General features: G+C 65.3%; 22 protein-coding genes. 13 read left to right on the top strand and 9 right to left on the bottom strand.

Features of this window, described 5'->3' with window-relative positions:
• Nucleotides 1–103: 103 nt before the first annotated feature.
• The 4 genes from C0V82_RS14385 to C0V82_RS14400 all read right to left on the bottom strand — a co-directional run bounded on the left by C0V82_RS14385 (nt 104) and on the right by C0V82_RS14400 (nt 3,971).
• Nucleotides 104–1,069, bottom strand: coding sequence for a CpsD/CapB family tyrosine-protein kinase (locus tag C0V82_RS14385; RefSeq protein ID WP_102112900.1), 966 nt, complete (start codon nt 1,067–1,069; stop codon nt 104–106).
• Nucleotides 1,070–1,185: 116 nt separating this feature from the next.
• On the bottom strand, nt 1,186–2,610 hold the full coding sequence (locus C0V82_RS14390) for a sensor histidine kinase (RefSeq protein ID WP_158659939.1): 1,425 nt from the start codon (nt 2,608–2,610) through the stop codon (nt 1,186–1,188).
• 73 nt (nt 2,611–2,683) lie between these two features.
• Nucleotides 2,684–3,511, bottom strand: a complete 828-nt coding sequence (locus C0V82_RS14395; protein ID WP_245924094.1) for a response regulator transcription factor — start codon at nt 3,509–3,511, stop codon at nt 2,684–2,686.
• Nucleotides 3,423–3,971: a hypothetical protein gene (locus C0V82_RS14400; RefSeq protein ID WP_158659940.1), complete on the bottom strand. Its 549-nt coding sequence runs from the start codon at nt 3,969–3,971 to the stop codon at nt 3,423–3,425. The genes C0V82_RS14395 and C0V82_RS14400 overlap by 89 nt, the downstream gene beginning before the upstream one ends.
• A 378-nt stretch (nt 3,972–4,349) precedes the next feature.
• Between C0V82_RS14400 and C0V82_RS14405 the strand changes: the two genes are divergently transcribed.
• From C0V82_RS14405 to C0V82_RS14445, 9 genes are all read left to right on the top strand, one after another.
• On the top strand, nt 4,350–6,188 hold the full coding sequence (locus C0V82_RS14405; protein ID WP_102112904.1) for a DUF885 domain-containing protein: 1,839 nt from the start codon (nt 4,350–4,352) through the stop codon (nt 6,186–6,188).
• Nucleotides 6,189–6,284: 96 nt separating this feature from the next.
• Nucleotides 6,285–7,538 carry a nucleotide sugar dehydrogenase gene (locus tag C0V82_RS14410; protein ID WP_281262370.1) on the top strand — a complete coding sequence of 418 codons (1,254 nt, stop codon included), beginning with the start codon at nt 6,285–6,287 and terminating at the stop codon, nt 7,536–7,538.
• A gap of 64 nt (nt 7,539–7,602) precedes the next feature.
• The gene (locus C0V82_RS14415) at nt 7,603–8,946 is read left to right on the top strand and encodes a hypothetical protein (protein WP_102112906.1); all 1,344 of its coding nucleotides are present in this window, start codon (nt 7,603–7,605) and stop codon (nt 8,944–8,946) included.
• 73 nt (nt 8,947–9,019) lie between these two features.
• The gene (locus C0V82_RS14420) at nt 9,020–9,334 is read left to right on the top strand and encodes a hypothetical protein (RefSeq protein ID WP_102112907.1); all 315 of its coding nucleotides are present in this window, start codon (nt 9,020–9,022) and stop codon (nt 9,332–9,334) included.
• 69 nt (nt 9,335–9,403) lie between these two features.
• A complete protein-coding gene (locus tag C0V82_RS14425; RefSeq protein WP_102112908.1) occupies nt 9,404–10,684 on the top strand; it encodes a TolC family protein in 1,281 nt (426 codons plus the stop codon).
• Nucleotides 10,681–11,898, top strand: a complete 1,218-nt coding sequence (locus tag C0V82_RS14430; RefSeq protein ID WP_102112909.1) for an efflux RND transporter periplasmic adaptor subunit — start codon at nt 10,681–10,683, stop codon at nt 11,896–11,898. Before C0V82_RS14425 ends, C0V82_RS14430 begins: the two co-directional genes overlap by 4 nt.
• A 9-nt stretch (nt 11,899–11,907) precedes the next feature.
• Nucleotides 11,908–15,120, top strand: a complete 3,213-nt coding sequence (locus C0V82_RS14435; RefSeq protein ID WP_245924096.1) for an efflux RND transporter permease subunit — start codon at nt 11,908–11,910, stop codon at nt 15,118–15,120.
• Nucleotides 15,117–15,311, top strand: coding sequence for a hypothetical protein (locus tag C0V82_RS14440; RefSeq protein ID WP_102112910.1), 195 nt, complete (start codon nt 15,117–15,119; stop codon nt 15,309–15,311). The genes C0V82_RS14435 and C0V82_RS14440 overlap by 4 nt, the downstream gene beginning before the upstream one ends.
• A gap of 18 nt (nt 15,312–15,329) precedes the next feature.
• A complete protein-coding gene (locus C0V82_RS14445; RefSeq protein WP_102112911.1) occupies nt 15,330–15,740 on the top strand; it encodes a hypothetical protein in 411 nt (136 codons plus the stop codon).
• A gap of 23 nt (nt 15,741–15,763) precedes the next feature.
• Here the strand turns inward: C0V82_RS14445 and C0V82_RS14450 are convergent, their stop codons facing one another.
• Nucleotides 15,764–16,336 (bottom strand): TetR/AcrR family transcriptional regulator, encoded by a 573-nt coding sequence (locus tag C0V82_RS14450; protein WP_102112912.1) that lies wholly within the window; start codon nt 16,334–16,336, stop codon nt 15,764–15,766.
• 80 nt (nt 16,337–16,416) lie between these two features.
• On the opposite strand from C0V82_RS14450, the gene C0V82_RS14455 reads away from it, so the two are divergent.
• From C0V82_RS14455 to trhO, 3 genes are all read left to right on the top strand, one after another.
• Complete coding sequence (locus C0V82_RS14455) at nt 16,417–18,039, top strand: FAD-dependent oxidoreductase (protein ID WP_199772420.1); 1,623 nt, start codon at nt 16,417–16,419, stop codon at nt 18,037–18,039.
• Nucleotides 18,040–18,052: 13 nt separating this feature from the next.
• Nucleotides 18,053–20,005, top strand: coding sequence for an oxidoreductase (locus C0V82_RS14460; protein WP_102112914.1), 1,953 nt, complete (start codon nt 18,053–18,055; stop codon nt 20,003–20,005).
• Between the two features lie 64 nt (nt 20,006–20,069).
• Entirely contained in the window at nt 20,070–20,819 is a 750-nt protein-coding gene (gene trhO / locus C0V82_RS14465; protein ID WP_102112915.1) for an oxygen-dependent tRNA uridine(34) hydroxylase TrhO, read from the top strand.
• 39 nt (nt 20,820–20,858) lie between these two features.
• On the opposite strand, the gene C0V82_RS14470 is transcribed toward trhO, so the two are convergent.
• A complete protein-coding gene (locus tag C0V82_RS14470) occupies nt 20,859–21,848 on the bottom strand; it encodes a 2-hydroxyacid dehydrogenase (RefSeq protein ID WP_102112916.1) in 990 nt (329 codons plus the stop codon).
• 208 nt (nt 21,849–22,056) lie between these two features.
• Between C0V82_RS14470 and C0V82_RS14475 the strand changes: the two genes are divergently transcribed.
• Entirely contained in the window at nt 22,057–22,602 is a 546-nt protein-coding gene (locus C0V82_RS14475; protein ID WP_199772421.1) for an SH3 domain-containing protein, read from the top strand.
• 13 nt (nt 22,603–22,615) lie between these two features.
• On the opposite strand, the gene C0V82_RS14480 is transcribed toward C0V82_RS14475, so the two are convergent.
• The 3 genes from C0V82_RS14480 to C0V82_RS14490 all read right to left on the bottom strand — a co-directional run bounded on the left by C0V82_RS14480 (nt 22,616) and on the right by C0V82_RS14490 (nt 26,812).
• The gene (locus C0V82_RS14480) at nt 22,616–23,614 is read right to left on the bottom strand and encodes a response regulator (protein WP_158659941.1); all 999 of its coding nucleotides are present in this window, start codon (nt 23,612–23,614) and stop codon (nt 22,616–22,618) included.
• Nucleotides 23,607–25,808 carry a glycogen debranching protein GlgX gene (glgX, locus tag C0V82_RS14485; RefSeq protein WP_102112918.1) on the bottom strand — a complete coding sequence of 734 codons (2,202 nt, stop codon included), beginning with the start codon at nt 25,806–25,808 and terminating at the stop codon, nt 23,607–23,609. Before glgX ends, C0V82_RS14480 begins: the two co-directional genes overlap by 8 nt.
• A gap of 101 nt (nt 25,809–25,909) precedes the next feature.
• A complete protein-coding gene (locus tag C0V82_RS14490) occupies nt 25,910–26,812 on the bottom strand; it encodes a DMT family transporter (RefSeq protein ID WP_102112919.1) in 903 nt (300 codons plus the stop codon).
• Nucleotide 26,813: the final 1 nt, after the last annotated feature.

Consider the following 26,813-nt stretch of genomic DNA (forward strand, 5'->3'; position numbering starts at 1 on the left):
AGTTTGTTGTTTTCGTCATTCCCAGGTGCCGACTATAACAACCGCAATGGCGCATCGGCCTGTGGTCAATCTGTGTCCGGGTTATGTTGCGCCGCAACCAGAGTCACGGTGCCTCCGCCGGCCCCACGCGGGTCAGGACGATGCCCGCCACCCGGCCCCGCGCCTTACGCAACCGGGTCAGGGCGCCCAGCGTCGGGCCCCGCCGCGTGTGGCGCCAGCGGATGGCATACAGAACCCGGTCCATCATCCCCGCCACCAGCATCGCATCGGACGCGTCCAGCAAGGGCGGCAGGTCCAGCAGCAGCAGGTCATAGCCGCCCGACAGATCAGCCAGCAGCGTCTTCATGCGCGCAGACAGCAGGGCTCGCGCGCCGAGCCTTCCCCGGCCCGCTGGGATCAGGTCCAGGCCAGAGACGGGATCGGTGCGGATCACCTCATCCACCCCTGGGGGATGGGGAGACAGAAGCTCTGCCAGACCTGGTGCAGCTTTCATCGCGAACAGCGCATGCTGTCCGGGGCGGCACCAGTCGGCATCGATCAGCAGCACGCGCTGCCCCTCGCTGGCCAGCAGTCGGCCCAGTGTCGCGGCCAGCAGCGAACGTCCTTCCCCCTTCTCCGCCGACGCGATGGCCACCGTCAGGGGGCTGCCAACGGGGTGGGTGGACAAAAGGGCGGCATGGATGGCGCGCAGGTCCGCCGCCAGCGTTGAGGCCGGATCGCGCAGCACCTGTTCCATTGCGTGGGCGCCATCGGGTAGTTCGGGAAGGGCCGCCAGGACCGCCAGGTCCGTTGCCGCCTCCACCGCGTCGGCATCGCGAAAGTCACGCGGGTCCTCCCGCCGCCGGCCCAGCAGCGATCCCGCCACCCAAACGGCGGCACCGGCCACTAGCCCCGCCGCCAGACCCAACCACAGGCCGATGCCCAGGCCTGATAGCAGCGACAGGCCGGACAGGACCGGCCACGCCTGACCGCTGCCCGCCGCCGGCGACGGGACCGGTCGGGCGTGAGGGGGCTGGATAGAGCGGCGGGACAGGGAGCCCTGCCGCTGGGATGGGGTGGTGGCGCGCATCCGGTTCCGGGTGGGGAAGGGGGGGGATCGGCATCCGGCGTGGTGCCCTTCGCGGGTGCCACCGGCCCGGTCACTGTGGGCGACCGGCCTTGCCGCGGCCAGTGATCATGCGGTGGTCAGGGCACCAGCGGCAGGCGGACATGCATGCGCAGGCCGCCGCCCGACCGGTTGGAGGCCGCGACGCTGCCGCCCAGCGCTTCCACATGATGGCGCACGATCCACAGGCCCAGGCCGGCATGGGCCGGTTCCCCCGCCGTAGTACCGGCGGGCCGGAACGAGAAGTTGCGGTCGAATATATGCTCGATCTTGTTGGGGTCGATGCCCGGCCCTTCATCATCGATAACGAGATCGACACGGCCCGCCGAACGGGTCAGCGTTGTTTCGATCGTGCCGCCGGGCTGGCAGAAGCCGATAGCATTATCCAGGATATTCTCGACAATGATGTCAAGGATGCCATCGGGCGCCAGGACCCGCACATTCTCGTCCAGGTGACGGATGAAGCGGATCTGCCGGTCGATGGAGATGTCGCGCGCATTGTGCAGGGCGTCGGCCACCACATGGGTCAGGTTGATCCGCAGCTTCGGCGCCTCGATGAAATCGGCCGTATCGTTGCCCAGGCGTTGTGATGCGGAAATCAGGGCCGACAGGCGCGACAGGGCCGTCTCGATCAGTTGCAGGGCGCGCTGGGCCCGCTGATCCTCCCGTGGGGTCACGGCTTTCAGCGGCTGCAGCGCGGACCGGATCACGGCCAACGGCGCCTTCACCGAATGGGCGTTTTCCTCCGCTGTGCCCCTGATATTCGCCGCCGCCCGGTGCAGATCCTGCACCAGCCGGTCGAAATCACCAGCCACGCTGGCCAGTTCCGGCAGGGGGTTGCGGTCGGTGAAGCGGGCGGCCCCGGCCCCACCCCGCCTGATATCGCCGGCCACCCGCCGGAAATGCCGCAACGCGCCCCGCGCCTTCAGCACGACCAGCAGGGCCAGACCCGCGAAGGCCAGATAGATGAAGGCCGCCATGCGGATATTGTCTGTTTGCCAATAGGGGCGGCCAAAGGCGGTGTTCAGCAGGGCGGACGAATTGTCGGCGGAAACCAGCGCCCAGCAGCCGCGCCGCCCCTGGATGGGAATGACCGAGGTCAGAATCTCCTCCGCCCCGTCCATCTGGCGGTAGCGGATTTCGACGGGCTTGTCCCAGGTGCAGCTATCACCCAGCGATTTCAGGATGCCGTGGCGGGCCAGCACATCCAGATCGGCCCCCATCTGATCGGCGGGTACGCGCGGGGCCGAGGCCACGAAATAGAAGCCGCCTGCCGCCCCGCCCTGGCTGGGCTTGAACATCAGTTTCAGGATGGTGCCATTGTCGGCAAACCGGGCCAACATGGCGTTCAGTTCCACCGGCGGCACATCCTCACGCTGTTCCAGGCGGGCGGCCAGCGCCTGGGCCACCAGCCAGCCATTGCGCCGAAGGCTGTCGGCCACCAGATCACGGCTCTGCTTGTCGGCGCGTTCAAACTGCCCGTACAGGATGACGGGCAATGCCACGAAGATGCAGACCAGGATGAACAGCCGGAAGGTCAGCGACGACAGGGCCAGCCCGGTGCGCCGCCGCAGACCGTCAAGCCGGGGTTGGCGGGTTGCGCCAGCAATATCCGAAGGCGGCGAAATTCTCGATCTCCCCGAATCCGGGGTCGATGGCGCGAAACTTGTTTCGTATGCGCTTGACCGAGGATCGGACATTTGTTCGATAGCCATCTTCCCCGCTCCCCGCGATGAAACCGCTGCGATGCACGCAGTCATAGATCGCCCGGTAGGTGACATGGTCGCCGGCATTGTCCACCAGCCGCTGGACGATGTTGAACTCCGTCACCGTCAGTTCCACATCCACCCCGCGCCAATAGGCCCGGCTGAGGCGCGGGCGCAGCGTCAGGGCGCCATGGTCGACACTGTCTTCCACCGGTGCGCCGGGCGGCAGCTTGGCGGCATCCGCGATCAGCCGGGCGCGCCGCGCCAGCACGGGCACGCCGCGCGACTTGTCGATGAAATCCAGGGCCCCACGCTCCAGCGCCGCCATCTCAAAACTGGTGCCCGACAGGGCGGTCAGGATGATGACGGGGATGTTCACGCCCCGGCGGCGCAATTGCGGCAGCAGGTCGATGCCGTTCCAGGTGGGCAGGTTCCAGTCCAGGACGATGACATCGGCCTCGTTCCCGTCGGCCAGATAGTCGAGCAGGGGGGGCCCGTCGGGGAAGCTGGTGACGGCAAAGCCATGATCCTCCAGTTCCGCCCCCACCACCTCGCGGAAATCATCATCATCATCGACCAGGGCCAGACGCAGGCCCCCTTCCTCCAGGCGCCTATTTCCGGGCTGCGACGCTAGGCCCGTCATCGCTGGCAATGCCGAAGCGGGCCGCACAAACTCCGACTGCTCGTTCATCCTGATCATCGCTGGTCACCTCATAGGACAGGGCGCGGAACACCCGCGTCTCGACGTCCGGATAAAGGGTAAGGTTCAGGCCGCATTCGCGGCGGCGGAAGAACAGGACCCGGGCCGGCGTCTCCTCCCGGCTGCTGGCCGGCGGACCCAGGGCGCGGGTCAGGCCGTCTTCATCCATGCCCACGGGCAGCAGCGGGGGCACCGGTGCCACCGTTTCCGGTGCCGGCACCGGCGGGGCGGCGGGCTGGTCCGGTACCTGGCCCGTCTGCCTACGTGGCTTGGCCGGTTTGGTCTTGGCGGCTGGGGTGGCGGTTGCCTTGGCCTGCGCGGTGGGTTTGGGGGTCGGCGCGCTGGCCGCCAGACTTGGTGCCGGATCGGAACGGACGCTGGCGCAGCCGGACAGGATCAGCGCTGTCGCCATCCCCACGGCCATCCCCATCCACAACCGTTCTGTTCCCCCGCGGGACATGTCCGGCTCCCTGTTTACGTCTGATGGTACTGCCGGATGGCACCCGCCGGATGATGGGCACTGAATTCCGGCACTTGCACGGGCGGATCGGGGGTAGCTCCGAAAGGAACTTGATCCCTTTCGGAGCTACCCCGGCAGGTTTCGGGCACATCGAACCCTGCCGGTCAATCGGCACCCGGAGGTAACAATGCTGTTGGCCTTCGGTTCCTGTGACTTCGGGCAATGTTCTGACCAAAGATTCCGGTGGTTCCCTGCAACAGAACACAACCGGTTCCATCGGCCCGCCCTATCAGGTCCGGTTCCCGCTGGACGGAAGGGGTGGGATGCGTCGCATAATGCCGGCCCTTCCGTTCGGACCCTGGTGAAGGCAAAGATCGCATGACCCATAATGCCGCTTCCCCCACCCGCCGCCAGCTTCTGGCCGGCACCGCGTCACTGGCGATGATGGGGCTGGCCCCCCGCGCCCTGGCCGCCGCCGGTGATGATGCCACCGCAACGGCCCAGGCCTTTCTGGATCAACTGACTGACAAGATCCTGGCCTGGTACCCGGAAAACGCCACGCAGCTTGGCATCGACAAGGACCGGCATGCGGGTCTGCGGTCGATGCTGGGGGACCGGTCCCTGGCCGGGATCGAGGCGCAGCGCGGGGTGGTCAAGGAACAGTTGGCTGCCGTGAAGGCGTTGGACCGCACCGGCCTGTCGGCAGAGATGCAGGCCAATCTGGAGGTGGCGCAGGCCACCCTGGAACTGTCGGCCAAGGGGCACGGGTTCCGCTTTGGTGACATGGCGCTGCTGAACCAAAGCTATTCCTACCGCAACAGCCCCTATGCCGTGGCCCAGAATGTCGGCGCTTTTGTGGAGGTGCCGGACTTCCTGACCAGCCAGCACAAGATCGAAACCAGGGAAGATGCCGACAGCTACCTCTCGCGTCTGACCCAATATGCGACGGCACTGGACGCGGAAACCGAACGGCTGCGGGTCGACGGGGGGCAGGGCTATATTCTGCCCGACTTCCTGCTGGACAAGGCCATCGGGCAGTTCGCGGGCGTGGCCGGTATGCCGGTGGCCGAGTGGGAACTGGTGAAGCATTTCGAGGCCGGAGCAAAGCAGGTAGGCCACGCCAAACCCGGTGAGGCGGCATCCATCATCAATGACAAGGTGCTGCCCGCCCTGAAGCGGCAGCAGGCGGTGATGGAGCAGCAGCGCAAGGGTGCCCGCAGCGATGCCGGTGTCTGGGCCCTGCCAAAGGGGGCGGATTACTATGCCTGGGCGCTGAGTGCGGCCACCACTACCAGCCTGTCACCGGACGAGGTGCATGCCATGGGGCTGGAGCAGTTGAAAATGCTGCAATCGCGCATGGAGCCGCTGCTACGCGCCCAGGGCCTGACCCAGGGGACGGTGGGCGACCGTATGGCAGCCTTGGGCAAGGACCCTAAATATCTGTGGCCGAACGACGATAAGGGCCGTGCCGACCTGCTGGCCTATATCAATGGCCGGGTCGATGATATCCGCACCCGCATGCCGCAGGCCTTTACCGTGCTGGTGCCCGGCAAGCTGGTGGTCAAGCGCGTGCCCGTGGCGATTGAGGCCGGCGCCCCCGGCGGGTACGCCAGTGCCGGGTCGATGGATGGCAGCCAGCCCGGCTCCTATTACATCAACCTGCGCGACACCAGCATCTGGCCCCGCCACGCTTTGCCCACGCTCTCCTATCATGAGGGCATTCCCGGCCATATCTGGCAGGGGGAATATAGCTACAAGCTGCCCTTGATTCGCACCCTGCTGGCCTACAGCGCCTACACGGAGGGCTGGGCGCTCTATGCCGAGCAGTTGGCCGATGAGCTGGGCGTCTATAAGGAAGACCCCATCGGACAGTTGGGCTATCTCCAATCCATGGCGTTCCGCGCCTGCCGTCTGGTCGTGGATACGGGCATCCATGCCAAGCGCTGGACAAGGCAGCAGGCCATCGACTGGTTCGTCACCAACAATGGCTCCACCGCCGCCCAGGTGTCGCGGGAGGTGGACCGCTATTGCTCCTGGCCCGGTCAGGCCTGCGCCTACAAGATCGGCCACACGGCGATTAACCGCGTGCGCGACAATCTGAAGGCCAGGATGGGGGCCAAGTACGACTTCCGCCGCTTCAACGACGCTCTGGTCATGACCGGAAATGTGCCGCTGTCACGGCTGGAGGCACTGGTGGAGGGGCGGCTATCTATTTGAGCGCTCCCTTCGCTGATTGATTGCGCGAGCGTAGAAACCGCTTGTCGATTTGTGGTTTACTGCGCCCGTGATGCAGATGCCGCACTGGGATGAATGATGAAAGTTGGTTTCGTCGGTTTGGGTAAGCTGGGGATGCCTTGTGCCGTGGCGATGGCCATGAAAGGGCATGATGTCATGGGCTTTGATATCAACGCTGCGGCGATGACCAAGGACCCTCGCCCCTACCGTGAAACCGGCCCGGATGGTGTGGAGCCGTTCGATCCTTATCTGGCGGCCTCCAGTGTCCGTTTTGGATCGTTGGCGGAACTGGCCGACCATTCCGACATCATCTTTGTCGCGGTTCAGACACCGCATGATCCCCGCTATGAAGGTGTCACCCGTATCCCGCCGGAACGGGTCGATTTCAACTATGACCATCTGGTCAGTGCCTTGCGGGATCTGGCGCCGCATGTGAAGCGTCCCACGGCGGTGGTGGTGATTTCCACCGTTCTGCCGGGGACGGTGCGGCGGCATATTTTCCCGGTGATCAATCACCATATGCGCATCTGCTACAATCCGTTCTTCATCGCCATGGGCACGACCATGCGCGATTTCATGAATCCCGAATTCATCCTGTTTGGCGTGCATGACCCTGACGCGGCAAAGCGGGCCCAGGAGCTTTACCGCACCCTGACCGACGCCCCCTTTTATGCCACGTCGGTGGAAAATGCGGAGTTGATCAAGGTTTCCTATAACACCTTCATCGGCATGAAGATCGTCTTTGCCAACACGGTGATGGAGATCTGTCACAAGACACCGGGTACAGACGCCGATCAGGTCATGGGGGCGTTGAAGATGGCGGGCCGTCGGCTGATCAGCCCCGCTTATCTGAAAAGCGGCATGGGCGATGGTGGCGGATGCCACCCGCGCGACAATATCGCCATGTCCTGGTTGGCGCGGAGCCTCGACCTAAGCTGCGACTTCTTCGAAGATCTGATGATGGCACGGGAGAATCAGACGGAATTCCTGGCCGATCTGATGTGCCGCCATGCCCTGCCCAAGGTTATCCTGGGTTACAGCTTCAAGGCCGAAACCAACCTGACGACGGGCAGTCCGGCAGTGCTGCTGGCTAATATCATGCGCGAAAGGGGCCATGCCGTGGCCCTGATCGATCCGTTCATTGAGGGGATTCCCAACGATTTTGCCGAAGGTGAAGCACGGGTCTTCCTGCTTGGGGCGGAACATTCCGTTCTCAAGACGCTGAAATTCCCGGCAGGATCCGTGGTGATCGACCCGTGGCGCATGCTGGCGGCGCCGCAGCCTGATATCACCTATATTCCCGTTGGTATCGGCCCGGCTTCGGGGATTTGACACTGTGATCTCATTCGGCTTCGAGAATTATCGGCGGACATCCCAAGGGGGGCATCGGCTGGATATGTCGGGCCAGGCTGAGCAGGCCGGTGTCAGTTATGGCTGGAACTACTGGTTCCCCTACCTGGGGGCCGTGGAACGGCATCGGTATCGTCTGGATAACGCCGCCGATCTGTTGGCACGGGGAGAGCCGTTCATCTTCCCCGTCGAACTGCGCTATGAGATCATCGAGCATCTCTCAAACGCCGATACCAGCCATTTCCTGGACCCCTATGTTCCGCCAGCCGTACTGGCAGGCATCAAGGCTGGACAGGTGACCCTGGTCATAAGCTTCGCCCATGAGGCGCGGCAATTCTTTTACATGCGGTCCCCCGAACAGCAGGTCCGCAATGTCTATGATGACATTGCGGACTTCGTCCGTCGCCATGGTCTGGCACCTCGTCAGGTCTGGCTGTTGACGGGGAATATTCATTTTGAAGGCGAATTGGATCACTGGCGGGCCTTCCGACAGATATCCAGCCTGCCATTCCAGGTCCGTTATGCCGATATCTTCTGTCCCCTTATGAAGGGGATACGGCGCGTCGGCATTGAAGGGGAAACCTACCGTATCCAGGCTGAACTGGCGCCGGCCGCCACGGGCGGGGTGTCATGCCGTTCAGTGGAAATCTTCAAGGCCGGTGTGCCGGCCTCGGTACAGGATTTCTACGGTCGTGCCGATGTCATCCGGGCGACGGAGCCCCCAGACCGCTTGTTCCTATGCATGAACAACGCGCCCCGCACGCACCGTATCCTGGCTTTGGTTATGATGGCACTGGGCGGGCACTTGGATCAAAGCCTCGTCAGTCTCAACATTCAGCATCCAGAGCGGATACGGTACGAAGATCCAACCGTTCAGCATGCCTGGGAGATGGTGCAGCAGCGTATGCCGCTGCGTGTCGATGATGCCCCGTTGGTCGACGCGGCATTGCAACTGAACGGCACCACACAGTTCGATAACTCGACCATGATTGGCATTCATGATGACCGGCCCTATCGGCGGGTGCGGTATAATGTCGTCACGGAAACGGCCTACGATAACGGTTTCTGCTTCATTTCCGAGAAGACCTGGAAGGCCATAATGGCCTGCCGCCCCTTCATCATCATCGGCACCCCCCACACATTGCGGTTCCTGCGCAGCCGTGGCTATCAGACCTTCACTGATCTTTTCGACGAGTCCTATGATGATCTGGTTGAGTTCGGCGACCGCATCATCCGCATCGGCCAGACGATGGGAGCAGTGGCAGCGTTGGATCCGGTCGAGGTACAGGGACGTTTCAATGAGATCCTGCGTCATAATCTGCGCATCTTCGTGGACCAGCCGAGCGATCTGGAAAAAGTTCTGAGTGAAATTGCGGCTGGTTGGAGCTGACGAAACAATCTGATCCTGTGCAATCACAATTGTACCCTTGCACAGGCGCTGTCGGCCCCCTACCTTGGTGTCCATGCGTTTCCTTGCGACCCTTCTGCTGCTGGCGGCATTCCTGATGAATGTCCCTGGGCTTCACGCCCGGGACCTGTCGCATAGCCATGACCAGACAGGGCATACGCAGATGCTGGCCGGGGCTGATCATGCGCCCGCCGGCAAATTGTCCATGGATTGCCACCACGAGTGCAGCCACATCCATGTGGCCGACCGCGCCCGCGCCGCGCGGGTGGTGGAACCCGTGGTGTGGGGCGTGACCGCCTATCCGGCTGAAGCCCTGCTGCTGCCGGAAACTGCTGACCCCACGCTTCCCGACGAACCCCCGCGCGCCTGACGAACCGATCACCCTCGCCGTCGCCCTGACCGGGCGGCCTGGTATCTGTTCGTCATTCGCGGAGTATTCATGCGGCTGCATCATGCGGTCGCCCTGGCGATTTCCATCGCCGGGGCCCCGGCGGCATGGGCGCAAACCACGCCCGCCGCCACCCCCACCCTGACTTCAACACTGTTCCCCAAACAGGCCCTTCTGACCCCTGACACCGCCATCGCGCTGGCTCTTGAACATGCGCCGCGTGGTGCGGCGGCGCGTGCCCGGCTGGATGCCGCCGGCGGGGCCGTCGATCAGGCTAACACCAGCCCCAATCCGGAGATCGGGTTCGAGCTGGAGAATTTTTCCGGCTCCGGCCCCTATCGTGATTTCCGCGCGTCGGAGCGCACCTACAGCCTGTCGCAGACCATCGAACTGGGCGGTAAACGCGGGCGACGCACCGATGCCGCCCGTGCCGCCCGCGACGGGGCGGCCGCCGACCTGACACTGGCCCGGCTGGATCTGGCGCGCGATGTGCGCCTTGCCTTGTCGGAGGCGGTGGCAGCATCGCGGCAGGTGGCCCTGGCCCAGGATGGCCTGCGCCTTGCCGTGGCGGTACAAGACACCATCAAGGCGCGGGTGGAGGCTGGGCGGGAGGCACCGATCCAGGCATCGCGCGCCGATATCACGCGGCGGCAGGCGCAGTTGGCCCTGGATCAGGCCAACCGCCGCCTGACCATCGCGCGGCAGGCGCTGGCCGGCCTGACCGGTCTGTCACCCGCCGCGCTGGCCCTGGACGAAGGCTGGTTCACCCGGATCGACACCGATGATGCGGCAGCCAGCGGTGATGGGGCCGACCTGCGCCGGCGTCAGGCCGATGTGGCGCGCGGGCGGGCGGAATTGTCGGTGGAACAGGCCAAGGCGATCCCCGACGTCACCCTGTCTGCGGGCTTCCGGCAGTTCCGAGAGGATGGGGAGAATGCCTTCCTGGTCGGCGTGTCGGTGCCCATCCCGATCTTTGACAGCAACCGGGGCGGCATCGCAAAGGCGCGGGCCGAATTGGTCGCGGCGGAGGCCGATCTGGCCGCCGAACGCATCGACCTGGACCGCCGCGCCCATGCCGCCCGCGCCAATCTGGCGGCTGCCCGCGACACGGCCCGCACGCTTCAGGACAGCATCATCCCCACCGCCGAACAGGCCTTCGGTCTGGCCAATGAAGGCTATGCCCAGGGCAAGTTCGCCTATCTGGAGGTGCTGGAGGCACAGCGCACGCTGGTCGATGCACGCACCGATCTGATCAACGCCCTGCAGGGCTTCCACGACGCGCGGGCCGAGCTTGACCGGCTGACCGCCCCGGACATTGAGGTGTCCCCATGAACATCACGAAAAAACATGTCCTGATCGGCGTCTCCGCCATCGCCCTGTTGCTGGCCGGCGGCTTTGCCGTCAAAAGCTTCACCAGCACCCCGAAGCTGGTGGTCGCCAAGGCCGGTGACGGCCATGACCATGGCGAGGGAGAGGAGCATGAGGAGGAAGGCGGTGCGATCCGTATGGACGCCGCCACTATCACCCGCTCCAAGATCACGCTGGTTGAGGCTGGCCCCGCGCCCGTGTCCCGCGACATCCGCGTCACGGGCACGGTGGTCGCGGATGCGGACAAGATGGTGCATGTCACCCTGCGCGTGTCCGGTATCGTGACGGAGGTGCATAAGCGCCTGGGCGAGCCGGTTTTGCCGGGCGATGTGCTGCTGGTGCTGGACAGCCGCGATCTGGCCGACGCCAAGGCGGAATATCTGTCGGCCTTGCGCCAGAACACATTGGCCGCCACCACCCTCTCGCGTGAAGAGGGGCTGTGGCGCAAGCAGGTGTCGGCGGAGCAGGATTACCTGACCGCCCGCGCCGCCGCCGAAACCGCCGCCATCGCCCTGGCCGCCGCCAAGCAGCGCCTGACGGTGCTGGGCCTGTCGCCTGCGGAAATCGCCGGTCTGGACAAGCAGCCCTTCAGCCTGGGCCGGCTGGAGGTCCGTTCCCCCATCGCCGGCCGCGTCATCGGGCGGGAGGCTGTGCGCGGTGAGTTACTGGCGGCGGAAAAGGAAGTGTTCTCCGTCGCCGACCTGTCCAGCGTCTGGGTCGAACTGCCCGTCTATGCCGCCGACCTGCCGGCCGTGAAGGAGGGCCAACCTGTCAGCCTGACCGGCCAGGGTGGGCGCAGTGCGGAGGGCAAGGTGGTCGCCGCCGGTGCGACCCTGGACCCGCAGACAGGGGCCGCGCGTGTCGTGGCCGCCCTGGATAATGGCGATGGCGAATGGCGCCCGGGCGATTTCGGGTCTGGCAGCATCCAGGCGGGCGGGGAGATGGCGGACATCGCCGTCCCTGCCAGCGCCTTGCAGGTGCTGAACGGCGATAATGTCGTCTTCGTGCGCAATGCGGAGGGTTTTGAGCCGCGTGTGGTGGAGGTCGGGCGGCGCAACAGCCGCTTTGCCGAGATCACCTTCGGCCTGTTCCCCGGTGAACAGGTGGCGACGGGCAATACCTTCCTGCTGAAGGCCGAGGCCTCGCGTGGGGAAGCCTCCCACAGCCATGCGCATTGACGGGAGGGGATGATGATCGAACCCATCCTGTCCTTCGCCATCCGGCGCCGCGTGCTGGTGGTGCTGCTGGTGGCGGTATTGGCGGCGTTCGGCCTGCGGTCGCTGCTGCACCTGCCCATCGATGCCGTTCCCGACATCACCAACAATCAGATCCAGATCACGACGCTGGCCCCCGCCCTGTCACCGTTCGAGGTGGAACAGCAGGTGACCTACCCCGTCGAAACGGCCCTGGCCGGGATCGCGGGGCTGGAGGATACCCGCTCCATCTCCGTCAATGGCCTGTCGCAGGTGACGGCCATCTTTGAAGAAAAGGTCGATATCTATTTCGCCCGGCAACAGGTGGCCGAACGGCTGGGCGAGGCGCGCGACCGTCTGCCCCCCGGCCTGACGCCCACCATGGGCCCGATCTCCACGGGCCTGGGCGAGGTCTATATGTGGACCGTCGAATATGCGCCCTTTGACGCCAAGAAGGCCAAGGCCGGTGCCGCCGGTTGGCAGCCCGACGGGTCCTACCTGACGCCCGAGGGTGAACGCCTGACGACCGAGGTGGAACGGGCCACCTATCTGCGCACTGTCCAGGACTGGATTGTGGCCCCGCAGATGAAGGGCGTGCGCGGCGTGGCCGGGATCGACACGATCGGCGGCCATGTCCGGCAGTTCCATGTCTTGCCCGACCCGGCCCGGCTGGTCAGCTTCGGCCTGACCTTCGCTGATCTGGGGGCGGCGCTGGAACGCGCCAATCAGAGTTTGGGTGCGGGCCAGATGGAGCGGAACGGGGAGCTGTTCATCGTCCGCTCCGACGGTCGCATCTCCACCGCCGAACAGATTGCCAGCACCGTCATCGCCACGCGCGGCGGCGTGCCCGTGCGCCTGTCCGATGTGGCGACGGTACAGACGGGCCAGGAACTGCGGACGGGCTCTGCCAGCGAGAATGGCCGCGAGGTGGTGGTGGGTACGGCCCTGATGCTGATCGGGCAGAACAGCCGTACTGTTGCCGATGCGGTGGATACCAAGCTCCAGGATATCCGCCGCTCCCTGCCCGCCGACATCATGGCCAAGACGGTGCTGGACCGCACCGATCTGGTGAATGCCACCATCAAGACGGTGGCCAAGAACCTGACTGAGGGCGCGCTTCTGGTCATCGCGGTTCTGTTCGGGCTGCTGGGCAATATCCGCGCGGCCCTGATCACGGCTCTGGTCATTCCCGTCACCATGCTGATGACGGCGACCGGCATGCTGGAAGCCGGTGTCAGTGCCAATCTGATGAGCCTGGGCGCCTTGGATTTCGGCCTGATCGTCGACGGGGCCGTGATCATCGCCGAAAACTGCCTGCGCCGGCTGGGTGAAAGGCAGCATCATCTGGGCCGTGTCCTGACCTTGAATGAACGGCTGGTGGAGGTGATGGAGGCATCAAAGGAGATGATCCAGCCCTCGGTCTATGGGCAGGCCATCATCATCACTGTCTATCTGCCGCTGCTGACCTTCACGGGGGTCGAGGGCAAGATGTTCGAGCCGATGGCGCTGACCGTGATCATCGCCCTGGTTGCGGCCTTCATCCTGTCGCTGACCCTGGTCCCCGCCCTGATCGCCCTGTTCGTGTCGGGCCGGGTTGAGGAAAAGGAAAATGCCATCATCCGCCGGGCCGGCGACTGGTACCGCCCCTGGCTGGACCAGGCGCTGGGCGCACCGGTCAAGGCGGCGGGCTTCGCTGCGGCCCTGTTCGGCCTGTCGCTGCTGCTGTTCACGCAGTTGGGGCAGGAATTCATCCCGCAGTTGGATGAGGGCGATGTGGCGCTGAACGCGTTCCGCATCCCCAGCACCAGCCTGCCCCAAGCCACCGAACAGCAGCTTGACATCGAAAAGGCCGTCGCCGCCTTCCCGGAAGTGGCCTTCGCCTTTTCCAAGACGGGCACAGCGGAGATCGGGACGGACGTGATGCCGCCCGGCATTTCCCACATGTTCGTGATGCTGAAGCCGCGCGATGAATGGCCCGATCCCGGCTTGTCCAAGGCGGAACTGGTAGAGCGGCTGGAAAAGGCCGTGGGCAGCCTGCCGGGCCAGGTGTACGAGGTCAGCCAGCCCATCCAGCTTCGCTTCAACGAATTGCTGGCCGGGGTGCGCGGCGATGTCGCCATCAAGGTGTTTGGCGATGATTTCGATACGTTGCTGACCACCGCCAACCAGATCGCCGCTGTCATCCAGACAGTGCCGGGGGCGGCGGATGTGCGGGCTGAACAGGTGTCGGGGGCGTCCTTTCTGAATGTGGAGGTCGACCGCGACCGGGCGTCCCGCTTCGGCCTGTCGGTGGCGGATGTGCAAGACGTGCTGGCCATCGCCGTCGGCGGGCGGGAAGCGGGGCTGGTCTATCAGGGTGACCGCCGCTTCGACATCCTGGTCCGCCTGCCCGACGCCTTGCGAAACGACCCCGACGCGCTGGCGACCCTGCCGATCCCCCTGACAGAGGGGCGGACGGTGCCGCTGGGCGAGGTGGCAAGCATTCGCTTCGCCGAAGGGCCGAACCAGATCAGCCGGGAGAATGGCAAGCGCCGCATCGTGGTGCAGGCCAATGTCCGGGGCCGCGATATCGGGTCCTTCGTGGCCGAGGCGCAGGAAAAGCTGGCGGCCCAGGTTGCGGTGCCCGCCGGTTACTGGGTCACCTGGGGCGGGCAGTTCGAAAACCTGATCGCGGCGCGCGACCGGCTGATGATCGTGGTGCCGGCCTGTTTTGCCCTGATCTTCCTGCTGCTCTACAGCGCACTGGGCTCCGCCCGCGATGCCGTTCTGGTGTTCAGCGGCGTACCGCTGGCGCTGACGGGCGGCATCCTGGCGCTGTATCTGCGGGGTATGCCGTTCTCCATCTCCGCCGCGGTCGGCATGATCGCGCTGTCGGGCATCGCCGTGCTGAACGGGCTGGTCATGCTGTCCTTCATCCGGCAATTGCGGCTGAAGGGCATGGCGCTGGATCAGGCGGTGCGGGAAGGGGCAATGACGCGCCTGCGGCCCGTGTTGATGACGGCCCTGGTGGCCAGCCTGGGCTTCGTGCCCATGGCCTTGTCCACCTCTGTCGGGGCGGAGGTGCAGCGGCCCATCGCCACCGTCGTCATTGGCGGCCTGATCACCGCCACCCTGCTGACCCTGATCCTGCTGCCGGCGCTTTACCGCCGGTTCGCGGCCCCCATCCAGCCCAGCGAAGACAATCTTGCCGAAGGGAGAGTGTCATGAAGCGCCTGTTGCCCGTCCTATTCCTGGCCGTGGCGTTGACTGCCTGTACCCAGGGACCGCGTGATCTACCGCGCATTGCCGATGCGGCTTGTCCCAGCGGGGAACGGTTCGTCCGCCCCCACACTGTCCTGCACGGCAATGACGGCGTGCGCGCCCATGCCGACGGCCATGACTGCACACCGTCCAAGTAAAGATAGAGGAGAAACATCATGTTGAAGCCGTTCCTGACCGCCGCCCTGATCACGCTGCTGCCCCTGTCCGGGGCCGTGGCTGCCGAAAAGGGCCAAGATCACAGCCATGGCGAGGCCGAAAAGGGCAAGCATGGCGGCATCGTGCAGGATGTGGCAGGGGTGGAGGCCGAACTGGTCGTCACGCCCGGCACCGTCGCCGTCTATCTGTCCAACCATGGCACCGCCGTCCTCTCGCCGGATGGTGCCATGGGCAGCGTTCTGCTGACACAGGGGGCGACCCGTGTCGGCACCATCGCCCTGAAACCGGCGGGTGACCGTCTGGAAGGCAAGGGCGAGGTGCCCGCAGGTGCGGATATCGTGCTGAGCCTGCGCACCAGGGACGGTAAGACTGGCCAGGCGAAATACGAACTGGGCGGCCACGCGCACTGACCGCCGGTTGGGGTGGCCTGATGCTAGGCCACCCCGATCATCTTCAAATCCGCGTCAAGCACCGATAGCTGCGTTTCGGCTGGCCAGCGCTCGGGGTCAAAGAAGGCTTGGCTGGCCATGCCATAGATGGTGACCAGCAGCCGCCGTGCCCCTTCCTTGGCGGCATCCTCCGCAAGCCCGCGTTCCATCAACAGGCTGGTCACGCGCGCTGTGATCTGCCGGGACCGCACCTGCTGTTCGGCAGACAGGGTGTGGTCGGCGATGGCCATGGTCCAGAAGGCGAACCAGACCAACCAGTCACGCCGCTGTTCGGCATTCAGCGGCAGCAGGGCAGCCAAATAAGGCCTTATCGGGCCGCCGCCGGCTTCCAGTGCGCCCTCCATCCGCTGGTGCGCGCGCAGGACCGTGGCGCGGTAGGTGTAGAACAGCAGTTCCACCTTGGACGCGAAATAATGGCTGACGATGGCCGTGCTGTATCCGGCGGCCTGCGCCACCTCGCGCACGGTCACCGCCTCGATCCCCGCCTTGGCGACAAGGTCCGCCGTCACTTCCGCCACGGCGCGTCGACGCGCCTCGTGATCCACCACGGCCGGCATTGCTTTTCCTATAACATACGTTATAAATAACAACCGTTATATAACGGGCGTCAGGCCATCATGCCGCGCGGGAGGAAAAGATGGAAGGGCCGGGGATGGAATTGGCAGACGTGATTGTGCTGGGCAGCGGGGCCGCCGGTCTGGTGGCGGCCCTGGCCGCATCCGATGCCGGCGCACGGGTGCTGCTGCTGGAAAAGGCGGGTGCCATTGGCGGCACCACGGCCCTGTCCGGCGGCGTCTTCTGGCTGCCCGCCAACCATTTCGCGGGCGATCGCGACAGTCGGGAACAGGCGCTCTCCTATCTGGATGCCCTGTCGCTGGGCCTGATCGATCCCGTCATGGCGGAAACTTATGTGGACTCGGTGCCCGCTCTGGTCGACTGGCTGTCGGGGCCGGTGGGGATGGAGATCAGGTTGGTGGAGGGGTTTCCCGATTACCATCCCGAACATCAAGGCGGCATGCCCGATGGCGGCCGGTCGCTGGAACCCGGACCCTTTGCCATGCCATCCCTAGGGGGCTGGGCCGACCGCGTGCTGCGCGGGCGGGCCAATCCCTGGACCATGATCGGCGAACGCCCGCGCGGTGACGGCAGCGGCGGCGTGGATGCGGCCACCATTCAGGCGCGCCGTGCCGCCGGTATCGAATGCTGTGGCCGCGCCCTGGTCGGCTGGCTGTTGAAGGCCTGCCTGGACCGGGGCATCGAACCACGCCTGAACCAGACCGTCACCGACCTTGTGCGCGATGAGACGGGCCGGGTGACGGGCGTGTGCTGCGGTGAGGTCACGATCAATGCCCGGCGCGGGGTGATCATCGCGACCGGCGGCTTTGAATGGGACCGTGATCTGGCGCGCGATTTCCTGCGCGGCCCCATCGGCCATCTGCCCACGGCCCGCACCTGCACCGGCGATGGGCTGCGCATGGCCATGCGGGCGGGTGCGGCCCTGACCAATATGGCGGAGGCCTGGTGGGTGCCCACCATCGCCTGGGGTGGGGAGGAGGCGGGTGACGATCCGACCCGCCATTTCCTGCTGCTGCGGGAACGCACCCTGCCAGGGTCTATCATGGTCAATGCCAAGGGCCGGCGCTTTGCCAATGAGGCGACGAACTACAATGCGTTTGGCGCTGTCCTGCATGCCTTTGATCCCGTCGGCTTCACCTATGCCAATCAGCCCTGCTGGCTGATCTTCTGCCAGACCTATCTGGACCGCTACGGTTTCTTCGGGCTGACGCCCGGTGCCGTGGCCCCGGACTGGATCACGCGTGCCGACAATGTGCCGGACCTTGCTCACCGCCTCGGCCTACCCGCCGATACCCTGGCCGACACGGTGGCCGGCTGGAACCGGATGATGGAAGGCGGACAGGATACGGATTTCGGCCGGGGGACCAGCGCCTATGACGGTTGGAACGGCGATGTCGACCGTCCCGCCGGTCCTGCCCGTACCCTGGGGCCGCTGGATCGCGGGCCCTTCTATGCCGTGCCGGTGCATGCCAGCACGCTGGGCACCAAGGGCGGGCCGAAGACGGACCGCGACGGGGCCGTCCTGGACCTGTCGGGTCAGCCAATCCAAGGCCTGTATGCCGCCGGCAATGCTATGGGCGGGGTGACGGGCAAGGTTTATGGCGGGGCGGGCGGCACCTTGGGCCCCGCCATGATCTTCGGCTGGCGCGCGGGCCGTGCGGCGGCCCGGTCGAATGCGCGATAAGGGAGGGCAGACCATGACCAACCATTACCCGCACTTGTTCCGCCCCCTGACCATCGGGTCCATGAAGCTGCGCAACCGCGTGATGCTGCCACCCCATGCCAGTGCCGTGGGCAATTTGTGGGGCACGGAAGCAGAGGCGGCGCGCAACATTGCCTATTGGGCATCGCGCGCCCGCGCCGGGGCCGGTTGGATCGACGGGATCACAGGCTTTGTCGAAAACCGGATGCCGCCGGGGTTTGAGCCCACGGGCGTGGGGGCCATGAAGAACGGCGTCTTCCGCCTGCCGCATTATCTGGAAAGGGCCGGTGCCTATGCGGCGGCGGTAAAGGCGGAAGGGGCGGTGGCGACCACGCAACTGGTGATCCAGGGCGGCATGCCGCACGGGCCCAGTGCGCGGCTTTCCGGCCCCCTGATCCATCAGGTGCCCCACGCCCTGGACCGGGATGAAATCCGCTGGTTTGTGCAGGAATACCGTTTCTCAGCCTCCCAGGCGCAGAAGGCGGGGCTGGACGGGGTGGAGATCCACGCCAACCATGACGATCTGATGGAATGGTTCCTGTCGCCCCTGACCAACCGGCGCGAGGATGAATATGGCGGTTCCTTCGCCAACCGCCTGCGCTTTATCACGGAAATCCTGACCGAGATCCGGGACGCGACGGGACCAGGCTTCACCGTCGGCATCCGCATGAACATGGCAGAAGGTGAGCCGGGCGGGTACGACCTGCTGGGTGGGGCGGCCATTGCCGGGCGACTGGCCGATGCCAAGCTCGTGGACTATGTGCATCTGGTGATGGGCAGCCCCTGGGGCGATCCCTCCTACATTCAGCCGCACCATTACCCTGCCGGCGGCTGGGCTGACCATGCTGCTGTCTATCGCCGGTCTCTATCCATCCCCATCGTCTATACGGGGCGCATCATAGGGCCGGACGTGGCGGAACGGGCGCTGGCAGAGGGACATGCCGATGTGGTGGGCATGGCACGCGCGCATTTCGCCGATGGCGACTTGCTGGCCAAGGCACGCGAAGGCAGGGCTGCCGATATCCGGCCCTGCATCGGCTGCAATGAATGTATCAGCCGCCGCTATGTCGAGAACCTGCCCTTCGCCTGCGCCGTCAATCCCGATGCGGGGCGGGAGGTGGAGGGGCCGCTGCCCCGCGTGGCGGTGAGAAAACGCCTGCTGGTGGTGGGTGGCGGTCCGGCGGGCCTGGAACTGGCGGTGCGCGCTGCCGAACGCGGACACAAAGTGACCTTGTGGGAGGCCGCCGACCGGCTGGGCGGACAGGTGCGGCTGGCGGCCTTGCTGCCCACGCAGGAGGGGTTCCTGGGCTGGATCAATCATCTGTCCCGGCGCCTGGATCAGTTGGACGTGCATGTCCATCGCGGGCGCCGGGCCACGGTGGAATCCGTGTTGGCGGAAGGCATGGACATGGTGGCGGTGGCCACCGGCGCCGTCGCCCGCCGCCCCGATATCAAGGGCCTGGACCTGCCCTTCGTGCATGATATGCGCGATGTCCTGACCGACCGGGCCGCACTGGGCCGGCGGGTGCATATCATCGTGCAGGATGATCATTCCGCCCCGCTGGCTCTGGCCGACCTGCTGGCGCAGCGCGGGCATGTGGTGACCATGCTGTACCAGACGCCGGGGCCAGCACCGCTTGTGGGGCGCTATACGCTGGGCGCGTTCCTGGCCCGGCTGTCGCGCGGCGGCGTGATGTTCCGCCATCAGGTGCAGGCCATGGCCATCGAGCCAGGCCGCATCCGCCTGCGCAATGTCTTTTCCTTCAAGGAGGAGATGGCCGACGGGGTGGACAGCGTGGTTCTGGCTTGCGGGTCGGTGGCCGATGCCGGGCTTTATAACGAGTTGAAAGGCCAGCAGGCCAACCTGCATCTGCTGGGCGACGCCTTCGCCCCCCGCCGCATCGTCTTTGCCACCCAGCAGGCCTATGCGTTGGCAGCCACGCTGTAGACCAACTTGGCGGGAAGGGGGACGGGGGGTATAAGCGGGGCCGTTAACCCCGGATCGCACAGACATGACTGCCATCGCCGTTGCCGCCCTTTACCGTTTCCACCCGCTGCCGGGGTTTCAGGACCTGCGCCAGCCGCTGTTCGACATGATGGCGGCCAATGGCGTGTGCGGCACGCTGCTGCTGGCGGCAGAAGGGATCAATGGCACCATCGCTGGCCCCGCGGACGCCATGCCGGGCGTGGTGGCGAAGATCGGGCAGATCACGGGGCTGGACGGTATCGCGCCCCGCTGGTCCACCACCGATACGCCGCCCTTTGGCCGCCTGAAGGTACGGCTGAAGAAGGAGATCGTGACCATGGGCGTGCCCGGCATCGACCCGCTGCGGGCCGTCGGCACCTATGTGGAGCCGGAGGATTGGAACGCCCTGATCAGCGATCCAGAGACGCTGGTCATCGACACGCGCAACAGCTTTGAGGTTGGGTACGGCACCTTCAAGGGTGCCGTCGATCCCGGCACGACCACATTCGGCCAGTTCCCCGATTATGTCCGCCGCAGCCTGGACCCGGCCAAGCACCGCAAGGTCGCCATGTTCTGCACCGGCGGCATCCGCTGTGAAAAGGCGACGGCCTATATGCTGGAACAGGGGTTCGGGGAGGTCTACCATCTGAAGGGTGGTATCTTGAACTATCTGGAACGCATCGTGCCCGATGACAGTTTATGGGAAGGCGGCTGCTTCGTCTTCGACGAACGGGTGGCGCTGGGCCATGGGCTGGAGCCGGTTCCCGGCATCGTGCGGGATGATAAGGTGGGGTGAAAACCACCGGCGGGGGAACCGCCGGTGGCGTTCCCATTCTCAGAACATCATTTCCAGCACGCGGTCGCGCGGCTGGTGGCCGTCGGCGAAGGTCTTGATGTTGACGATCACCTTCTCGCCCATGTCGATGCGACCCTCCAGGGTTGCGGACGCCATGTGCGGTAGCAGCACGACATTGTCGAGCTTCAGCAGCTTGGGATCGACATTGGGTTCATCCTCATACACGTCCAGGCCGGCGGCCCCGATCTCGCGTCTTTGCAGCATGCGGGCCAGCGTCGCCTCGTCCACCACCTGACCACGGCTGATATTGACCAGGATAGCCGTGGGTTTCAGCAGGGCCAGGCGCCTTGCGTTCAGCAGGTGGTACGTTGCCGGCGTACGCGGGCAGGTGATGGCGACAATGTCCATGCGCGCCAGCATCTGATCCAGGCTTTCCCAATAGGCCGCATCCAGTTCCTGCTCCACCTCCGGGTGGACGGGCTTGCGGTTATGGTAATGGATGGACAGGCCGAAGGCCTTGGCACGGCGCGCCAGCGCCTGACCGATGCGGCCCATGCCGATAATGCCCAGCCGCTTGCCGGCCAAACGCGACCCCAGCATGACGGTGGGGGCCCAGCCCGTCCATTGCCCGGACCGCACCAACCGCTCCCCTTCCGACAGGCGGCGGGCGGTGGCCAGGATCAGGGCCATGGTCATGTCGGCGGTGTCTTCGGTCAGCACGCCCGGCGTGTTGGTGACCAGGATGCCCTTGTTGCGGGCCACGCGCAGGTCGATATGGTCCACGCCATTGCCGAAATTGGCGATCATCTTCAATTGCGGCCCGGCCTGGTTAAGCAGAGCCTCGTCTATGGTGTCGGTGACGGTGGGCACCAGGATGTCGGCGGTCTTCACCGCCTCTTCCAACTCGGCCCGCGTCATCGGATGATCATCCAGGTTCAGGCGCGTCTGGAACAGCTCCATCATCCGTGTTTCGATGACGTCCGGCAGCTTGCGCGTGACGATGACCAGGGGCTTCCGGCGTTCGGCCATGTGCGATGATCCTCCCGAGACCTGTTTGCCATAGCAGTACAAGCGCCAGCCGCCCTTGTCCATGATGCCGGCATGGCGGGACGGATGGTCGCTGGTGCTTGACCCGGATAACCGGGGTACGGCACAAAGGGTTGTTAACGAATAATGCCGGGATTTGCCGGCCTGCCTTGCATGGGGCGTTGTGTTGCTGGAAACGCGGACGGGAAAGATGCGTACACCTGTGGCGGCGGGCATGACCCGCTTGCTGCTGGCCGGTCTTCTGTCGGTCGCGGCCCTGCTTTGCCCCGCCACCGGCATGGGCCAGGAAACCGACCCCAGGTCGGACATGATCGTGCGCTCCGGCTTACCGGTCCCGCGCTTCGTGTCGCTCCGGTCGGGTGAGGTGAATGTCCGTACCGGTCCCGGCCGTTCCTACCCGATCGACTGGGTCTTCGTGCGCCCCGGCATGCCCGTGGAGATCACGGCGGAATTCGACACATGGCGCCGCATCCGCGATGTGGAGGGGACCCAGGGCTGGGTGCATCAATCCATGCTGTCGGGCCGACGCACCCTGGTCATCACCGGCGAACTGCGCACCATCCGCGAACGGCCCAGCGCGTCCGCCGCCGCCGTGGCCCAGGCCGAGCCGGGCGTGATGGGCCGGCTGGTTTCCTGCAAGGGGCCGTGGTGCGAGGTTGAAATCCAGGGCTATCACGGATGGCTGGAACGCACTGACTTCTGGGGCATCTATGCCAATGAAGAGGTTGAGGATTAAGGGCTAAGCCCCCTCAATCCGCCGGCTTATCCTCTTCCTTCTCCGCTGCCGCCTGCTGCTTGGCCTGGGCCAGTTGCGCCAGGCGATTGCGGTAGGCGGTGACGGCGCCGCGTACCTCGTTTTCCACCAGCGACAAATCGGCCCGGCGTGATGTCAGGGCCGCTATGCCGATGGCGGCGGCGCGCAGCGGTTGCACGCCGCCGAGCGGCAGATCGGGGGCGGCCTTGAACTGTTCGATGGTGGCGCGGATGGTGGCGGCATAGGTTTCGGCCTGCCCGCGCAGGTCGGCATCGGGTTTCAGCCGGCGCATTAGATCATCCAGGGCGGTCCCCGACCGGATCAGGTGGTCCGCCGCCATTCGGTCCGCCCCGGCGGACAGGCCCGGACAGGCGAAATCGATCAGGAAGGCCACCTGGAACCCGCTGCGCACGATTTTCTGCACATTGATGGCGTCATGGGCGTTGGCGATGGCGTCGGCGGCCTTGTTTCGGTCGAACATGCCCATGGCCTTCTGCCGCAGGGTGTTCGGTACCTCGAACAGGGGGATCTGGATGCCTTCGCGCGGCTGCCGGCGGCGATCGGGACCGATATAGTCGGCGGTAACCACGAAGCTCTTGCGCGCCTCGATCAGGTTGATCAGCCGGTCCTGCACCTGCTTGGCGCTGAACGGCTTCACCATCATGTCGTCGGCGCCGGTGGCATTGAACCGCATCAGCAGCGGCTGGGTGGGCTGCCAGGTGGTGGCGATGACCCCGATGAAGGGATTGTGCGGGGCCTGAGCATGGCGCAGACCCTGCACAAATTTCAGCCCCTCCGGGTCCGGTGCGTCGGCGTCGATGAATAACAGGTCGGGCTGAACGGCGATGAGGGCCGCCGGCGCATCGGCGGCGCTGGCGAAATCCAGGATCTTGTCCACGCCCATGCGCGCCAGGATGCCGCGTAACAGCCGCCGCGTATTGCTTTCGCGGTCCACGATGACGACGGCGGTAGAGCGGAAATCATAATCAGGCATGCGCCGGCCCTCCCAGGCCGGAAAGCGGGGCGCGTTCACCGCCACCCGTTTCGATCAATTCATATAGCCAGCATGTGCGCCCCGGCAAAGGGACAGGTTTACCGGTCATGGCCAGATGGGCGCCGGGCTGGCTGCTGGGCCGCCCTTCCTCGTCACCTGTATCCAGCAGACAACGCCATCCCGACCCGCCCGGCACAGCGGGCAGGATGAAATCCGCCGTTGCCTCTCCGGCATTGACGATCAGCAGCAGCACGCTGTCGATTTCGGGCGTGCCGTCCGCCGACAAATGCGGCCCCGCCTTGCCGTTCAGCAGCAGGCCAAGGCAGCGCGCCTGTCCGTCGCGCCATTGTTCCGGCGCCTTTTCCACACCCTGCGGATTGATCCAGGTAATGTCCTTCAGACCATCCGCAGAGGTTTCCCGCCCATGCAGGAACCGGCCCCGGCGTAGCACGGGATGGGCGCGGCGCAGCGCCGTCAGGCGCGACACGAACCGGGTCATGGCCTGTTCATCGGCGCCCAGGTCCGGCCAATTGATCCAACTGACCTCGCTGTCCTGGCAATAGGCGTTGTTATTGCCCTGCTGGCTGCGCAGCAATTCGTCACCCGCCGTCAGCATGGGCGTGCCCTGGCTCAGCAGCAGCGTGGCCAGCATGTTGCGCGACTGCCGCCGCCGCACAGCCTTGATGGCGGGGTCGTCGGTCGGCCCCTCCACCCCATGGTTATGGCTGAAATTCGCATCGTGCCCGTCGCGGTTTTGCTCCTGGTTCGCCTCATTATGCTTGGTGTTGTAGGCGACGAGGTCGGCCAGGGTGAAGCCGTCATGGGAGGTGACGAAATTGACGCTGGACCAGGGGCGGCGGCGGGCATGGTCGAAAATATCCGCCGATCCCGTCAGGCGGGCCGCCAGTTCCGGCAGCATCCCCTCATCCCCGCGCCAGAAGCGGCGGACCGTGTCGCGGTAGCGGTCGTTCCACTCGGCCCAGCCGGATGGGAACTGCCCCACGCGGTAACCGCCGGGGCCGATATCCCACGGCTCTGCGATCATCTTCACGCCGGCCAGCACCGGGTCCTGACGGACGGCATCCAGGAAGCCCGACCCCTGGTCAAAGCCATGCGCCTCGCGCGCCAGTGTCGTTGCGAGATCGAAACGGAACCCGTCGACATGCATGTCCACGACCCAGTGGCGCAGACTGTCCATGACCATCTGCAGCACGCGCGGGTGAGCCAGATTGAGGGTATTTCCGGTTCCGGTATGATCCTGGTAAAAGCGTTTATCCTGTTGCAGCAGGTAGTAGCTGGCATTGTCGATGCCGCGGAAGGACAGGGTGGGGCCCAGATGATTGCCCTCGCCCGTGTGGTTATAGACCACGTCCAGGATCACCTCGATCCCGGCATCATGCAGGCGGGCCACCATGTTCTTGAACTCGCGCGTCGAACGGCCCGTCATATAGGCGGGTTCGGGCGCGAAGAAGCAGATGCTGGCATAGCCCCAGTAATTATGCAGCGAGCGTTCCACCAGATGCCGGTCATCGGTGAAGCCATGGACGGGCAGCAGTTCGATGGCGGTAACGCCCAGCGCCTTTAAATGGTCGATCATCGGCTGGCTGGCCAGGCCCGTGAAGGTGCCGCGCAGGCCCGGCGCGATGTCGGGATGGCGCAGCGTCTGGCCGCGCACATGCGCCTCATAGATGATGGTATCGGTCCAGGGCACGCGCGGGCGGCGTTCCAGGCCCCAGGTGAAGGCCGGGTCGATCACCCGGCATTTCGGCATGCCGCGCGCATTGTCGCGCCGGTCGATGGACAAATCCTCGCGCGCCGCCCCCATGCGATAGCCGAAATGCGCGTCTGACCAGCGCAGCGGCCCCTCCAGCGCCTTGGCATAGGGGTCGAGCAGCAGCTTATTGGCGTTGAACCGGTGCCCACGTGAAGGGTCATAGGGGCCATGGACGCGATAGCCATAAAGCAGACCGGGCCGCGCCTCGGGCAGATAGGCATGCCAGACATCGTCGGTACATTCCGGCAGGGTGATACGCTCAATCTCCCGGCTGCCATCACTGTCGAACAGGCAGAGTTCCACCTTTTCGGCATGGGCGGAGAATAGGGCGAAGTTCACCCCCAACCCATCCCAGGTGGCACCCAGCGGGTCGGGACGGCCCGGCCGGACAATGGTTCGCGCAGCGCCGGTGGATCGCATGGGGCGGGGGCTACCTTCCTCGGGACGGGTCAATCGGGAAACAGCATGCCAAACTTGTGGGACCCGCGCCAAGAGGTTGCGGGCCGGTCCGAACCGCTTCGTTAACGAATTGTCTCTCCATCGGCGCTGCTGGCCATGGCCGCCTGCCGGTGCAGGATGGTTTCGCGGTGGATGATGTACAGGCCTGAGGCCGCCACGATGGCACAGCCGGTCCAGATGGCGGCATCCGGCACCTCACCAAAGAAGAAATAGCCGAATCCGGCGGCCCAGATCATGGCGATATATTCAAATGGCGCCAGCAGCGACGGGGCGGCCAGCCGAAAGGCCTGGGTGAAGATGATCTGTGCCAACCCGCCAACCACACCGATCAGGGCCAGCAGCGCCAATCCCGTGGCATCGGGCGTGCGCCAGCCGGGGATCATGCAGACACCACTGACCACACCCATGGTGGTGACGAAATAGAAGGTGATGGCACCATTGCTCTCCGTCCGGCTCAACGCCCGCACGAACAGCATGGACAGGGCATAGAAGAAGGCGGCCCCGAGAGGGATCAGGGCGATCAGGCTGAACATCCCCTGGCCAGGCCGCAGCATGACCATAACCCCGCCGAAGCCGACCAGCACCGCCAGCCACCGCCGCCAGCCCACCTTTTCCTTCAGCACCGGCACCGACAGGGCCGTCATGAACAAGGGTGCGGCAAAGCCGATGGCATAGACATCGGCCAGCGGCATCACGGAAAAGGCGTAAAAGAAGCCGTACGCGGCAGCCACGCCCATCAGGGAGCGGGCGGCATGGCTGGTCACGCTTTTGGTGCGCAGGCTGACCAGCCCGCCCGTGCGCGCGATAAGGATGCCGATGGGCAGCAGCGAGAATATGGCGCGGAAGAACATGATCTGCCAGGTGCCGTAATCCCGGCCCACATGCTTGATCAGGCTATCCATGATCCCGAACAGCAGGGTCGCCAGGACGAAGAACCCGATACCCGCCAGGGTGCGCCCGCCCATC

The organism is Niveispirillum cyanobacteriorum (assembly GCF_002868735.1).
GTDB lineage: Bacteria > Pseudomonadota > Alphaproteobacteria > Azospirillales > Azospirillaceae > Niveispirillum > Niveispirillum cyanobacteriorum.